Genomic DNA, 13,931 nt, shown 5'->3' on the forward strand with positions numbered 1-13,931 from the left:
CGATTACTCGTCGGGGGTATCCGGCGGCAGTGCGCTGTTGCGTGTGCGCTCGCCGATGATTTGCAGGGTGCGCAGCACCAGCATCAGCCCCAACAGAGTATCCGGCTGCCGCAGCAGGGCGTACAACGCGCGAAAGTTGGCGGACTGCGGGTTCAGCTGCAGTTCGCTATGCGCCAGTTTCAACGCCGTGCCGCCCTCCCACCCCACCGTGACCAGCCCTTCAAATACGCCAGCCAGCTTTTCCACCAGCGCATTGTCGGCAATATCCACCAGGTCCGACAGCAGCGACAGCAGATCGACCACGTTATCCAGCCTGCCGCCGGCCAGTAACGGCTGCAGCTTGTCCAACAGCGCATGCGGTAGTGCGCTCGTCGCGTTATCGCTCATATCAGCCCCCTTACCGTGGCCCAGTAGAGCCCGCGGTTAAACGCGTTGCGCAGCATACCGCCCATCTTGGTCGGCGGCGTCGGCAGCACATCATGCCGGTAGTCATAAACCAGCGGCATACCGGCGTGCAGCCCCATCTGGGCAATCGCCTGCACCTTGCCGTCGTAGTGGCTTACGGTCTGGCCCAGCCTCAGTTCAGCCACAATGTTATCGGCAATCACCGGCGCCTGATTGTGGCAGGAGCCGCCGGCCTTGCTGACCGGGAGATCCACGGTATCGCCGATCACATAAACCCCCTGCTGGCCGTACACCTGCAGCGTCTGGTGATCGGTCGGCAGCCAGCCTTCTCCATTTTTAATATCGCTCAGCCCGGTATTGCGTACCGCTTCAACCGCACGGATCGGTGGCGTGGCCATCAGGATATCGAAAGGTTGCTCCTCGCCCTCGGCGGAGTAAGCCACCTGTCGCTGCGTATCCACCCGGTTGAGGGTAAAACCACGTTGATGGCGAATATCTCGCGCCGCGAAAATCGCGGGTAAGGCTTCGGCGGTAGGGCGCTGTAGAAACAGGCAATTACGCAGCAGCTGTGAAACGCTGGGATAGGTATAGACAATCTCAATCGCCTTACGCACGCCGCGCCGACGCAGGTAATCATCCAGCATCAGCGTGGTCTCAATCGGCGCAATGCCGCATTGGTGTGGTACGTTGGGCGTTTCAGGGAAGGAGACGGTAATAAAAATGCGGCCTTTTTCGATCGTCGCCAGCTTTTGTGCCAACTGCCGGGCCGCCTGATACTGATAGAAGTGATCCCCCGCCTGTGCCAACCCCTCGATACGCTCAGGCCAAGGCACGCAACCGGTAGCAAACACCAGGAAATCGTACGCATACTGTTTGCCGCCACGGGTATGGATCACCCGTCGAGATAAATCGAACCGCTCCGCTTTATCAACAACAAACTTAATTTCCGGACTCAGCAAATTTTGTTGTGGGCGCATTAACTCCTGTTTAAAAAAGGCGTTAAATGCCACGTACATAAATGCCGGTTTATAATAATGAATCGGAGAGTCCGAAATCATTAATAACTCAACTTTATTATTCAATATCTCCCGGTGTAATTTGGCAGCCAGTAAATTGGCCAATATCGTCCCACCGGTTCCACCGCCGACAATCACAATCCTGTTCCGCATCAAGCCCTCCTCCAGCCGCCCACAGGGCAGCGATTCTGTCAGGAAACTCAAAGAGGCAGGACAGCGGGTAATAGCTCTGCCTTACAGGCAGTCTAGTAACTAAAAGATATAAAGCAATTAAAAATGGAATTTATAAGCAGGAACTTTATTATTATAATTAAATTATAGATTTAAAAACCGCCATTAAAATATTAATTCAATACCAATAAATAACACACTATAAATCACGTAAATAATGAATGCTGAAAAATGGCGATAAAAAAACCCGCCGTAGCGGGTTTTATTTAACAACGAACCAAGCCGTTATTACTGACCTTTAACTTCTTTCAGGCCGTTGAACGGTGCGCGGTCGCCCAGCGCTTCTTCGATACGGATCAGTTGGTTGTATTTGGCAACGCGGTCAGAACGGCTCATGGAACCGGTTTTGATCTGGCCAGCCGCAGTACCTACCGCCAGGTCGGCGATGGTTGCGTCTTCGGTTTCACCTGAACGGTGAGAGATCACCGCAGTGTAGCCTGCGTCTTTCGCCATCTTGATAGCAGCCAGAGTTTCGGTCAGAGAACCGATCTGGTTGAATTTGATCAGGATGGAGTTAGCGATGCCTTTATCGATGCCTTCTTTCAGGATCTTGGTGTTGGTAACGAACAGGTCGTCGCCCACCAGCTGGATTTTGTCGCCCAGCACTTTGGTCTGGTATGCGAAACCAGCCCAGTCAGATTCGTCCAGACCGTCTTCGATAGATACGATTGGGTACTGTTTGGTCAGGTCTTCCAGGAAGTGAGTGAACTCTTCGGAAGTGAAGGCTTTGTTGCCTTCGCCGGCCAGAACGTATTTACCGTCTTTGTAGAACTCGGAAGCTGCACAGTCCATCGCCAGGGTCACGTCTTTGCCCAGCACGTAACCTGCCGCTTTTACCGCTTCAGCGATAACAGCCAGCGCTTCGGCGTTGGAACCCAGGTTTGGCGCGTAGCCGCCTTCGTCACCGACAGCGGTGTTCAGGCCTTTGGCCTTCAGCACTTTCGCCAGGTGATGGAACACTTCAGAACCGATGCGAACGGCTTCTTTCAGGGTCTTCGCGCCAACCGGCTGAATCATGAATTCCTGAATGTCGACGTTGTTGTCAGCGTGCTCGCCGCCGTTGATGATGTTCATCATAGGCAGTGGCATAGAGAATTTGCCTGGGGTGCCGTTCAGTTCAGCGATGTGCTCATACAGCGGCATGCCTTTGGAGGCAGCAGCCGCTTTGGCTGCAGCCAGGGAAACCGCCAGAATGGCGTTTGCACCGAATTGGGATTTGTTTTCAGTGCCGTCCAGGTCGATCATGATCTTGTCGATGTTAGCCTGGTCTTTGGCATCTTTACCCAGTACTGCCTGAGCAATCGGGCCGTTTACTGCAGCAACGGCTTTCAGTACGCCTTTACCCAGGAAACGAGACTTGTCACCGTCACGCAGTTCCAGTGCTTCACGGGAACCGGTAGAAGCACCTGACGGCGCAGCAGCCAGACCTACGAAACCGCCTTCCAGATGCACTTCAGCTTCAACAGTCGGGTTACCGCGGGAGTCGATGATTTCACGACCGATGACTTTAACGATTTTGGACATTAGGTTTTCCTCAGTACAAGTTAAACTAAAACTCCAGACAAACAACGCGCGGTTCTCACCGCGCGCCGCTTACCAAATATTTTATTTCACCTGGCGCTTCTGGTGCTCGCCGGCGGCCTTCACAAAGCCGGTGAACAACGGATGACCATCACGCGGCGTTGAAGTAAATTCCGGGTGGAACTGACAAGCTACAAACCACGGGTGATTCGGCAGTTCAATAATCTCAACCAGCTTGTTGTCTGCAGAACGGCCGGCAACGCGCAGCCCGGCGGCTTCGATCTGCTTCAACAGCATGTTGTTGACTTCATAACGGTGGCGATGACGTTCAACAATGGTCGGTTCGCCGTACATCTGGCGCACCAGGCTATTGTCGGTCAGGTGGCATTGCTGGCCACCGACACGCATCGTGCCGCCCAAATCGCTTTCTTCAGTGCGCACTTCAACGTTGCCGTCTTCGTCACGCCATTCGGTGATCAACGCTACTACCGGATACTTGCAGTCTGGCACAAACTCGGTTGAGTTGGCGTTCTCCATACCCGCTACGTTGCGGGCGAACTCCATCAGCGCCACCTGCATACCCAGGCAGATACCCAGATAAGGGATGTTGTTTTCACGCGCATAACGCGCGGTCATCACCTTGCCTTCTACGCCACGGTAACCAAAACCGCCTGGGATCAGAATCGCGTCCAGACCTTTCAGCACTTCCACACCGCGGGTTTCGACATCCTGCGAGTCGATCAGCTTGATGTTCACGGTCAGACGATTTTTCAGGCCGCCGTGTTTCAAGGCTTCAATCACCGACTTATACGCATCCGGCAGTTCGACATATTTGCCCACCATACCGATGGTCACTTCACCGCCCGGATTGGCTTCTTCGGAAATTACCTGTTCCCATTCGATCAGGTTAGCTTCCGGTGCGTTGAGGCTGAATCGTTTACAAATATAATCGTCCAAGCCCTGAGATTTCAAGAGGCCTGGGATTTTATAAATAGAATCAACGTCTTTCAGAGAGATAACCGCTTTTTCCGGCACGTTGCAGAAAAGTGCGATTTTCGCGCGTTCGTTAGCAGGAACGGTGCGATCAGAACGGCAAATCAGCACATCAGGCTGAATACCGATAGAAAGCAGCTCTTTTACGGAATGCTGGGTAGGTTTGGTTTTCACTTCACCGGCGGCGGCCAGGTACGGCACCAGCGTCAGGTGCATGTACAGGGTGTGCTCACGGCCCACTTCGACCGCCATCTGGCGGATGGCTTCCAGGAACGGCAGCGATTCGATATCGCCGACGGTACCGCCGACTTCCACCAACACCACGTCGTGGCCTTCGCCGCCTTCGAGGATGCGCTCTTTGATCGCGTTGGTGATGTGCGGGATAACCTGTACGGTGGCGCCCAGATAGTCGCCACGGCGTTCTTTACGCAGAACGTCGGAGTAAATGCGACCCGTGGTGAAGTTGTTGCGGCGCGACATTTTGGTGCGGATGAAGCGCTCGTAGTGACCCAAATCCAGATCGGTTTCTGCCCCGTCTTCGGTGACGAAAACTTCCCCATGCTGAATCGGGCTCATGGTGCCCGGATCCACGTTGATGTACGGGTCCAGTTTCATGATGGTAACGTTGAGGCCACGGGCTTCGAGAATAGCCGCCAGAGAGGCTGCGGCAATGCCTTTACCCAGAGAGGATACGACCCCGCCGGTCACAAAAATATAATTAGTTGTCATGCTGAACCTGAGAGTTTAGGTTTAAAGACGATGGAAGTACCAAGACGGGAAAGTAGTATACCCGAACCTCTTCAGACCTACAAACGATCGTTTTGCTGTCCATCATCTCTGTCACCACCGGGAGTTCATCAGGGTTTAATCCGTCGACACCTTGCTTACTGCCTTTTCAAAACAATGAGTTAGCATGATAAATTTTCTTTTACCGCCCTTTCATGGCAATAAAACGCCTTAAATTTCAGTTTGTTGGCATTTTCTTGCCGTTCTCTCGTCGTTCAGCAAACCACGGCTCTCAGCTTAACCGTTTCAGCTTAAGCGAAACTTGTCGCCGATCAACATAGCGACCCTCATCGAACAACTTTAGGACAACGCCGCCCGGGATTAGTTTTCCTGGCTTTTAGCGGCTACAGAAACGCAACCTGCCTGGAGCGCATTATACTGCGGCTCCTCAGGGCGAAAAAAGAGCTCTCTTTGCCCCTCGCGCTAGCGACTGATATAAAGCATGCGTTCAGGCATATCGATAATCACCTGGTGACCCCGCATAAATTTCATGCCCAGCAGCCCGTCAAAATCCAGCTCCTTAGGGGTTGAACCATTAGTGACAACGGCCAGGTCATCACGTACTTTGCCTTCACGATCGGTAAAAGTGATTTTAGTCACTCTACAGTCTAAGTTGGATGCTTCAGGCTCAATGGCGCGGCAGCCAGAAAAAAGAATACCTGCCAGCAAACGGTCGGAGAACAAGAGAGAGTGGCTGGCGGCAGTGTCGACAATCAAATGTAAAGGCGTATTGCCGGCGGATGCTGTAACACGTAATCCAGATGCTGTTCGCTCAATGGGATAGGATGACCATTTACCTATGTCAGAAGGCAGATGCCCTAACATCTGTAACCGATCGTTTTTGAAGTCCATCAGAACCCGACGCTCACGAAAAAACCCAAGCCCCATCACTTCATTCACAGGGACGTCGTCTCCAACACTCAACCCCCATGGCTTGAAGCTCACGGTTTCAACATCGTCAAAACGAACATTGGAAATGAATAATCGACTAATCTTCCATGCAGAAACTTTATTTTCGCCTCCGGACACATCGATAAGCCGACGAGGCACCTGTTGGACAGCTTTCAGGCTTGGGTTGGCTACCAGACTTTCTAAATTATGCTGATAAAGATGCATGCCCTCCCCGCTGCCGGTATCCAGCATTAATGAGTGAAACCGGTTGCCGATCCGAACATCGATTAATGGCAGCCCGCGCTCATCATATCTCAACCGCCCAAAATCACCAGGAAGGCTCGCCATGCTAATGCCAGGAAACAGGAAGACTAACAAGAAGAGTCGTTTTAACATGATTTAACCTCTAAGTTATTCATGATTATATCCTCCGACACTCCCGATTCAATCAAATGCGAGGCTGCACGGCTCATGCTCTTTTTTACCGAGGGCAAAATGCGGTTTCACGATTAAAATCATCAGCCTTTGAATAGCGTGGATATAGTGCCCACCGCCGCACGCCTTTTGCCTGATACTGTAAGTACAAACGTTTGACAGATGATTATTCACATCCAAATACTTTCATATCTGCCATGACGCAAGAGTATCTGAGGGCGTTAAAGATCGAACATTCCCAATGGGGAAAATATAGGGTCATTGGTTACTCTGAGCGTATCGTCGCCATAGGGTCCAACTCAGCGTTAAAACGAAAGTGTCGTTCTCCCCGCCCACTCAGACTTCAGATTTTTTAACCTGCTGCCACGCCTCTTCCATCTGCTCCAGCGTAGCCTCTTCCATCTGCAACCCGCGCTGTTTGACAATCTCTTCCACCTGCCGGAAACGGCGTTCGAACTTGCGGTTGGCCGCCTGCAGCGCGTTTTCTGCCTTGTGCCCGAGATGGCGCGATAAATTCACCGTAGCGAACAGCAGATCGCCGATTTCCTCTTCCAGCTTCTGTTCGTCGACCACCGCTTGCCTGGCTTCATGCATCACTTCGTCGATCTCTTCATACACCTTGTCCAATACCGGCCCCAGGGTATGCCAGTCGAAGCCGACCGAGGCGCAACGCTTCTGGATTTTGTGCGCCTTCATCAGCGCCGGCAGCGCCTGCGGGATATCGTCCAGCGCAGAATGCAGCTCTTTTTCGGCTCGCTCGCCAGCCTTCAACTGCTCCCAGCGCGCCGCAACGGCTTTGCTGTCTGTTGCATCGGCATCGCCGAAGATATGCGGGTGGCGGCGCTCCAGTTTGTCGCTGATGGCGTTGCACACCTCATCGAAGTCGAACAGCCCCTGCTCCTGGCCCATTTGGGCGTAAAACACCACCTGGAACAGCAGATCGCCCAACTCATCGCGCAAATCGGCGTAGTCCTGACGCTCAATGGCGTCCAGCACTTCGTAGGTTTCTTCCAGCGTGTAAGGCGCGATGGTGGCGAAGGTCTGCTTGCGGTCCCATGGGCAACCGTTCTGCGGGTCGCGCAGCGTTTTCATGATGTTCAGCAGGCGCTGCAGTGGGGAGGATTGGGTCATAAAAAGATCTCTGAGAAAGAATGGGTGCGCATTTGTGCGTCCGCCGGATTAGTCACCAATGGATTTCCGGGCCGCATCGGTGTTCGCTTGCAACCAACACCGATACGGTTTGAAAGACGCAGGGGATTTAGCTGCCGTGCAGGCGTTTGGCGTCAATCACATCCGGCAGCTGATTAAGTTTGGCCAGCACCCGGCCGAGAACCTGCTGGTTGTAAATTTCAATGTCCATATCGATGGTCGCCAGTTGCTTTTTGGTGTCGCTCCGGCTGGCCACGCCCAGCACGTTGACCTTTTCATTGGCCAGAATGGTGGTGATGTCGCGCAGCAGACCGCTGCGATCGTTGGCCATCACTCGCACCACCAGCGAATAACCGCTGGAATAGCTTTCGCCCCACACCGCGTCAACGATGCGTTCCGGCGCGTGCGACTGCAAATCCACCAGTTGGTCACAGTCCGCACGGTGGATGGAGATACCGCGCCCCTGGGTGATAAAGCCGACAATGTCGTCGCCCGGGATCGGCTGACAGCAGCGGGCAATGTGGTGCATCAGGTTGCCGACCCCTTCCACCACCACCCGGCCGTTGTCCTTGCTGCGGCTCACCGGCGGCGCTTTATGCTGCACCAGTTGGCGCAACGCTTCGCGATCCTGTTCCTCGGCGCTCGGCTTGTTGAACTTGCCTTGCAGGAAGTTCACCATCTGATTCAGACGGATATCGCCGCCGCCAATCGCCGCCAGCACTTCATCCAGCGAGTTCATGTTGTAACGCGGGATCAGCAGCTTCTCGGCTTCTTTCAGGCTGATGCCAAGGTGCTCCAGCTCGCTGTCCAGCATCTGGCGGCCAGCGAGGATGTTCTTGTCGCGATCCTGCTTGCGGAACCAGTTATGGATCTTGGAGCGGCCACGGCTGGTGGTGACATAGCCCAGGTTCGGGTTCAGCCAGTCACGGCTCGGGTTCGGCTGCTTCTGGGTGATGATTTCAATCTGATCGCCCATCCGCAGCTGATAGGTAAACGGCACGATACGCCCGCCAATCTTGGCGCCGATGCAGCGGTGGCCGACGTCGCTGTGAATATGATAGGCAAAGTCGAGCGGCGTGGAGCCGGCCGGCAGATCCACCACATCGCCTTTCGGGGTAAACACGTACACCCGATCGTCGAATACCTGGCTGCGTACCTCGTCGAGCATCTCGCCGGAGTCCGCCATCTCTTCCTGCCAGGCGATCAGCTTGCGCAGCCAGGCGATACGTTCTTCATAGCCTGAACGTACCGTCGCTACCGCGCCTTCTTTGTATTTCCAGTGCGCGGCCACGCCCAGTTCCGCGTCTTCATGCATCTGGCGGGTACGGATCTGGATTTCGAGCGTTTTGCCGCGCGGGCCCAGCACCACGGTGTGGATCGACTGATAGCCGTTGGGTTTCGGGTTGGCGACGTAGTCGTCGAACTCATCCGGCAGATGGCGGAAGTGGGTATGCACAATCCCCAGCGCCGCATAGCAGTCTTGCAAACGCTCGACCACCACACGCACCGCGCGCACGTCAAACAGCTCGTCGAAGGCCAACGCCTTCTTCTGCATTTTGCGCCAGATGCTGTAAATATGTTTCGGGCGGCCGTAGATATCCGCTTTGATGCCCTCGTCGCCCATCGCTTTTCTCAGCGAGGCAACGAAGTCGTCGATAAACTGTTCGCGATCGATGCGGCGTTCGTGCAGCAGCTTGGCGATACGCTTGTATTCATCCGGGTGCAGGTAACGGAAGCAGAAATCCTCCAGTTCCCATTTAAGTTGCCCGATGCCGAGGCGGTTGGCCAGCGGCGCATAGATATTCGAACACTCTTTTGCTGCCAGCACGCGCTCGTCTTCCGGCGCATCCTTCACTTCACGCAGGTGGGCGATACGCTCCGCCAGCTTGATCACCACGCAGCGGAAATCCTCCACCATCGCCAACAGCATGCGGCGCACGTTGTCGACCTGTTCGGAGGCCATGGAGTCATTCTGGGTGGCTTTCAGTTGGCGGATGGCGTCCATATCGCGCACGCCGTGCACCAGGTAGGTGATGCCCTTGCCAAACTCTTCGGTCAGGGTTTCCTCCGGCACGATGCCAGCGTCCACCAGCGGGAACAGCAGCGCGGCGCGCATGCTGTCGTTGTCCATGCTCAGCGTGGAGAGGATTTCCACCATTTCCAGTCCGCGCCACAACAGCAGCGACGCGTCAGGGTGGTTCTGGGTCTGTTGCTCACAGTAGCGCCAGGTTGCGGCTAATCGCTCACATGACTGCGGGTTAGGTAGCCCCAAGCTGGCAATCCACTCGTCGAGAGCAAATTCACCAGCCGTGTTCAGATGTGCACTTCTTACCGCAACCATACCCTCTCCCTACTTTGCAGCGACCCCAGGCGTGTTGTCGTTAATAAACAGCGCCATTGACTCAAGATGCCCCGTATGCGGAAACATATCCAACATCCGCACACGTGCAAGACGATAACCGGCATCCAGCAATATTTTGCTGTCGCGTGCCAGCGTGGTGGGGTTACAAGAAACGTAAACCACCCGCTCTGGCGCCAGTTTTACAATATGTGACATCACGCCGGCCGCGCCCGCACGGGCAGGATCCAGCATCACTTTATCAAATCCTTGTGCTGCCCAAGGTTGCCGCTCAACGTCGTCTTCCAGATTTTCATGGAAGAAGGCGGCATTATTCAGTTTATTCTTATGTGCATTATATTGCCCATTCGCTACCAGCGTGGCAACACCTTCTATCCCCACCACCGCAGCGGCGCGTCGCGCCAGCGGCAGGGTAAAATTGCCCATGCCGCAGAACAGATCCAATACCCGATCATTGGGCTGAATGTCGAGCCATTCAAGGGCCTGCGCCACCATTTGTTGATTTACTGTGTCATTGACCTGAATAAAGTCGCGCGGGCTGAAGTCTAAGCGTAGCCCGTCGACCTGATAATACGGCGTTTCGCCGCACAGTTTTTCGACCCTGTCGCTGTCCGGCGCCAAATAAATAGTTACGTTTTTTTGCTGCGCAAAGGCCTGCAATGCCTGGCGATCGTCATCTTTCAACGCGTCCAGATGCCGCAAAACCAACACCGGGCCATTGTCCGCCTGCACCAGCTCGGCATGCCCCAGACGCCGGGCGGCGTGTAGCCCATTCAGGCAGGCGCGCAGCGGCGTCAGCAAATGTTCCAGCTCGGGATGAAGGACCGGGCACTGCGTCACCGGCACCAGATCGCTGGAAGCCGCCTGGCGAAACCCCATCACCAATTGTTGCTGTTTGGGTTGCCACATCAACCCCAGACGGGCGCGGCGACGGTATCCGTATTGCGGGCCGGCGATCACCGGCTCCTGCTGTGGCGTAATGCCGGTTTCGCGGGCGATCATGCGCACCAGTGCGGCAGATTTGCTTTGCTGTTGCAGACTTTCATCCGCATGCTGCTGCTGGCAACCACCGCAAACGCCAAAGTGCGGGCAACGCGGCTCCACACGTTGCGGGCTGCGGCTCAACAGGCGTTTCAACCGGCCTTTGGCAAACTTGCTTTTTTCTTCCGTCAGTTGGATTTCCGCCTGCTCGCCCGGCAACACTCCCGGCACAAACACCGCTTTGCCGTTGTGGCGCGCCACGCCCTGGCCAAAGGGATCGAGGTCGCTCACCGTTACGGTGAATATTTGTAGGCTTTGCCGGGTCGTCACGCGGCGTTTGGGAGAGTAGAATTGCGCCATATTTGTCGATTGAGTGCTGGTTCATTAAAGTAGTGAGTGTCCGGCAATTCTCCCACATTGGAATCCCATGACCAAATACAGCTTGCGTGCGCGCATGATGATCCTGATTCTGGCCCCAACGCTGTTGATTGGTCTGCTGCTCAGCACCTTCTTCGTGGTGCACCGTTACAATGAGCTGCAAGAACAGTTGGTTGACGCCGGTGCCAGTATTATCGAACCCCTGGCGGTGGCCAGCGAGTACGGCATGACATTCCGCAGCCGCGAGTCGGTCAGGCAGTTGGTCAGCCTGTTGCACCGTCGTCATTCAGATATTGTGCGTTCAATTACGGTGTTCGATGCGCAGAATAATCTGTTTGTCACCTCCAATTATCATCACAACTTTGCCCAGTTGCAGCTGCCGAAAGGTGTGCCAATGCCCACCGATCTGATGCTGACGCGGCGCGGCAATTCATTGATCCTGCGCACGCCGATCCTGTCGGAAAGCCAGTACCCGGATCAAAATGCCACCGACCCGATTCCGCAGGACAATAATCTGGGTTATGTGGCGATCGAACTGGATCTGCAGTCGGTACGGTTGCAGCAGTATAAAGAGGTGTTTATCTCCACCCTGCTGCTGTTGCTGTGCATGTGCATCGCCATCCTGTTCGCTTACCGTCTGATGCGCGACGTTACCGGCCCGATCCGCAATATGGTGAACACCGTCGACCGCATTCGCCGCGGCCAGCTCGACAGCCGCGTCGAAGGCTTTATGCTCGGCGAACTGCATATGTTGAAGAACGGCATCAACTCGATGGCGATGTCGTTGACCGCCTATCACGAGGAGATGCAACAGAATATCGATCAGGCTACCTCAGACCTGCGTGAAACGCTGGAGCAGATGGAGATCCAGAACGTCGAGCTGGATCTGGCGAAAAAACGCGCTCAGGAAGCCGCGCGCATCAAATCCGAGTTTCTGGCGAACATGTCGCATGAGCTGCGTACCCCGCTCAACGGCGTGATTGGCTTTACGCGGCAGATGCTGAAAACCGAGATGAGCGTCACCCAAACCGATTATCTGCAAACCATCGAACGCTCGGCCAACAACCTGTTGACCATCATCAACGACGTGCTGGACTTCTCCAAGCTGGAAGCCGGCAAGCTGGTGCTGGAACACATTCCGTTCTCGCTGCGTGAAACGCTGGACGAAGTGATTGTGTTGTTGGCGCCCAGCGCCCACGAGAAAGGGCTGGAACTGACGCTGGACGTGCATAACGACGTGCCGGAGCAAGTGATCGGCGACTCGTTGCGGCTGCAACAGATCATCACCAATCTGCTGGGCAACGCGATCAAATTTACCGAAACCGGCAACATCGATATCCGCGTCGAGTTACGTGACCTGCAAGATCACCAGGTCGAGCTTGAAGTGCAAATCCACGACACTGGCATCGGCATCTCCGAACGGCAGCAGTCGCAGCTGTTCCAGGCGTTCCGTCAGGCGGACGCCAGCATTTCACGCCGCCACGGCGGCACCGGCCTGGGGCTGGTGATCACCCAAAAACTGGTGAAAGAGATGGGCGGCGATATCTGCTTCCACAGCCAGTTGAACCGCGGTTCGACCTTCTGGTTCCATATCACGCTTGAGTTGCACGAAGGCATGCTGTCGCTGCCGCCAAGCCTGCCGGACCTGCGCGGCAAGACGCTGGGGTATATCGAGGCCAACCCGATGGCGGCGGAAGCCACGCTCAACATGCTGAGCGTGACCTCGCTGGTGATCACCCATTCGCCTACGCTGGCTCAGTTACCGAAAAAGAATTACGACTTCCTGCTGGTAGGGGTGCCGATCCCGTTCCGCGATAACCTGACACAGCACGAAAGCAAGCTGAAAGCGGCGCTGGATATCGCCGGTCGGGTGATTCTGGCGCTGCCCTGCCAGTCGCAGATCAACGCCGAACAGCTTAAGCAACAGGGCGCTATTGGCTGCCTGATCAAACCGATCACCAGCAACCGTCTGTTCCCGCTGCTGCGCATGGAAACTCCATTGCGCCTGCTCGCTGCGCCGGAACGCAAACGCCTGCCGCTAACGGTGATGGCGGTCGACGACAACCCGGCCAACCTGAAGCTGATAGGCACCCTGTTGGCCGAGCAGGTGGAAAAGACCCTGCTGTGCGAAAGCGGGGAAGAGGCGCTGGCGCTGGCGCGCGATAACGTGCTGGATTTGATCCTGATGGATATTCAAATGCCGAATATCGACGGTATCCGCACCAGCGAACTGATCCGCCAACTGCCGCACCACAACTCTACGCCGATCGTCGCGGTTACCGCCCATGCGGTGAGCGGCGAGCGCGAGCATTTGCTGCAAGCGGGAATGGATGATTATCTGGCCAAGCCGATTGACGAAGCTATGCTTACCCGCGTGCTGGCCCGTTATTACAGCGGCGAACCGGCCGCCGAGCCGTTACTGTCGTTAGACTGGCCGCTGGCGCTGCGCCAGGCGGCGAACAAACAGGATTTGGCGCGCGATCTGCTGCAGATGCTGCTCGACTTCCTGCCGCAAGTCAGCGAACGGGTGCAGGCGGTGCTGGACGGCACCCCAGACGACAGCATTCTCGATTTGATCCATAAATTGCACGGCAGCTGCAGCTACAGTGGCGTGCCGCGCCTGAAGCAGCTGTGCTTCTATCTTGAACAGCAGTTGCGCAAGGGCGTCGGCAACGAGGAGCTGGAACCGGAATGGCTGGAACTGCTGGATGAAATCGAGCTGGTGAGCCAGGCGGCCCGCAGCCATCTGGAGAGCGATCGCCCAGCGACAAGCTGAGGGTTGCCCC

9 protein-coding genes are annotated in these 13,931 nt (G+C 55.5%); 1 reads left to right on the plus strand and 8 read right to left on the minus strand.

Going from position 1 to position 13,931, the window contains the following annotated elements; all coding sequences use genetic code 11:
- Positions 1 to 3: 3 nt before the first annotated feature.
- The 8 genes from D4100_RS23410 to rlmD form a co-directional block, all read right to left on the minus strand.
- The gene (locus D4100_RS23410) at positions 4 to 387 is read right to left on the minus strand and encodes a hypothetical protein (RefSeq protein ID WP_006317673.1); all 384 of its coding nucleotides are present in this window, start codon (positions 385 to 387) and stop codon (positions 4 to 6) included.
- The gene (locus D4100_RS23415) at positions 384 to 1,574 is read right to left on the minus strand and encodes an NAD(P)/FAD-dependent oxidoreductase (RefSeq protein ID WP_119805364.1); all 1,191 of its coding nucleotides are present in this window, start codon (positions 1,572 to 1,574) and stop codon (positions 384 to 386) included. The genes D4100_RS23410 and D4100_RS23415 overlap by 4 nt, the downstream gene beginning before the upstream one ends.
- 306 nt (positions 1,575 to 1,880) lie before the next feature.
- Positions 1,881 to 3,176, minus strand: a complete 1,296-nt coding sequence (gene eno, locus D4100_RS23420; RefSeq protein ID WP_006317669.1) for a phosphopyruvate hydratase — start codon at positions 3,174 to 3,176, stop codon at positions 1,881 to 1,883.
- An 81-nt stretch (positions 3,177 to 3,257) separates the two neighbouring features.
- Positions 3,258 to 4,895 carry a glutamine hydrolyzing CTP synthase gene (gene pyrG / locus D4100_RS23425; protein ID WP_006317667.1) on the minus strand — a complete coding sequence of 546 codons (1,638 nt, stop codon included), beginning with the start codon at positions 4,893 to 4,895 and terminating at the stop codon, positions 3,258 to 3,260.
- Between the two features lie 480 nt (positions 4,896 to 5,375).
- Positions 5,376 to 6,239 carry a hypothetical protein gene (locus D4100_RS23430; RefSeq protein ID WP_119805365.1) on the minus strand — a complete coding sequence of 288 codons (864 nt, stop codon included), beginning with the start codon at positions 6,237 to 6,239 and terminating at the stop codon, positions 5,376 to 5,378.
- 375 nt (positions 6,240 to 6,614) lie between these two features.
- Positions 6,615 to 7,409: a nucleoside triphosphate pyrophosphohydrolase gene (gene mazG / locus D4100_RS23435; protein WP_006317663.1), complete on the minus strand. Its 795-nt coding sequence runs from the start codon at positions 7,407 to 7,409 to the stop codon at positions 6,615 to 6,617.
- Between the two features lie 127 nt (positions 7,410 to 7,536).
- Positions 7,537 to 9,768 carry a GTP diphosphokinase gene (gene relA / locus D4100_RS23440; RefSeq protein ID WP_006317661.1) on the minus strand — a complete coding sequence of 744 codons (2,232 nt, stop codon included), beginning with the start codon at positions 9,766 to 9,768 and terminating at the stop codon, positions 7,537 to 7,539.
- A gap of 9 nt (positions 9,769 to 9,777) precedes the next feature.
- Positions 9,778 to 11,127: a 23S rRNA (uracil(1939)-C(5))-methyltransferase RlmD gene (gene rlmD / locus D4100_RS23445; RefSeq protein ID WP_119805366.1), complete on the minus strand. Its 1,350-nt coding sequence runs from the start codon at positions 11,125 to 11,127 to the stop codon at positions 9,778 to 9,780.
- Between the two features lie 67 nt (positions 11,128 to 11,194).
- Between rlmD and barA the strand changes: the two genes are divergently transcribed.
- The gene (gene barA / locus D4100_RS23450; protein ID WP_006317657.1) at positions 11,195 to 13,921 is read left to right on the plus strand and encodes a two-component sensor histidine kinase BarA; all 2,727 of its coding nucleotides are present in this window, start codon (positions 11,195 to 11,197) and stop codon (positions 13,919 to 13,921) included.
- Positions 13,922 to 13,931 lie beyond the last annotated feature (10 nt).

Origin of the sequence: Serratia inhibens (genome assembly GCF_003591175.1) — a bacterium.
GTDB classification, from domain to species: Bacteria; Pseudomonadota; Gammaproteobacteria; order Enterobacterales; family Enterobacteriaceae; genus Serratia; species Serratia inhibens.

What these genes read in the sequence shown, in the direction of transcription:
- D4100_RS23410 (WP_006317673.1), bottom strand. Translation starts at nt 387, where the DNA reads ATGAGCGATAACGCGACGAGCGCACTACCGCATGCGCTGTTGGACAAG.
- D4100_RS23415 (WP_119805364.1), bottom strand. Translation starts at nt 1,574, where the DNA reads ATGCGGAACAGGATTGTGATTGTCGGCGGTGGAACCGGTGGGACGATA.
- eno (WP_006317669.1), bottom strand. Translation starts at nt 3,176, where the DNA reads ATGTCCAAAATCGTTAAAGTCATCGGTCGTGAAATCATCGACTCCCGC.
- pyrG (WP_006317667.1), bottom strand. Translation starts at nt 4,895, where the DNA reads ATGACAACTAATTATATTTTTGTGACCGGCGGGGTCGTATCCTCTCTG.
- D4100_RS23430 (WP_119805365.1), bottom strand. Translation starts at nt 6,239, where the DNA reads ATGTTAAAACGACTCTTCTTGTTAGTCTTCCTGTTTCCTGGCATTAGC.
- mazG (WP_006317663.1), bottom strand. Translation starts at nt 7,409, where the DNA reads ATGACCCAATCCTCCCCACTGCAGCGCCTGCTGAACATCATGAAAACG.
- relA (WP_006317661.1), bottom strand. Translation starts at nt 9,768, where the DNA reads ATGGTTGCGGTAAGAAGTGCACATCTGAACACGGCTGGTGAATTTGCT.
- rlmD (WP_119805366.1), bottom strand. Translation starts at nt 11,127, where the DNA reads ATGGCGCAATTCTACTCTCCCAAACGCCGCGTGACGACCCGGCAAAGC.
- barA (WP_006317657.1), top strand. Translation starts at nt 11,195, where the DNA reads ATGACCAAATACAGCTTGCGTGCGCGCATGATGATCCTGATTCTGGCC.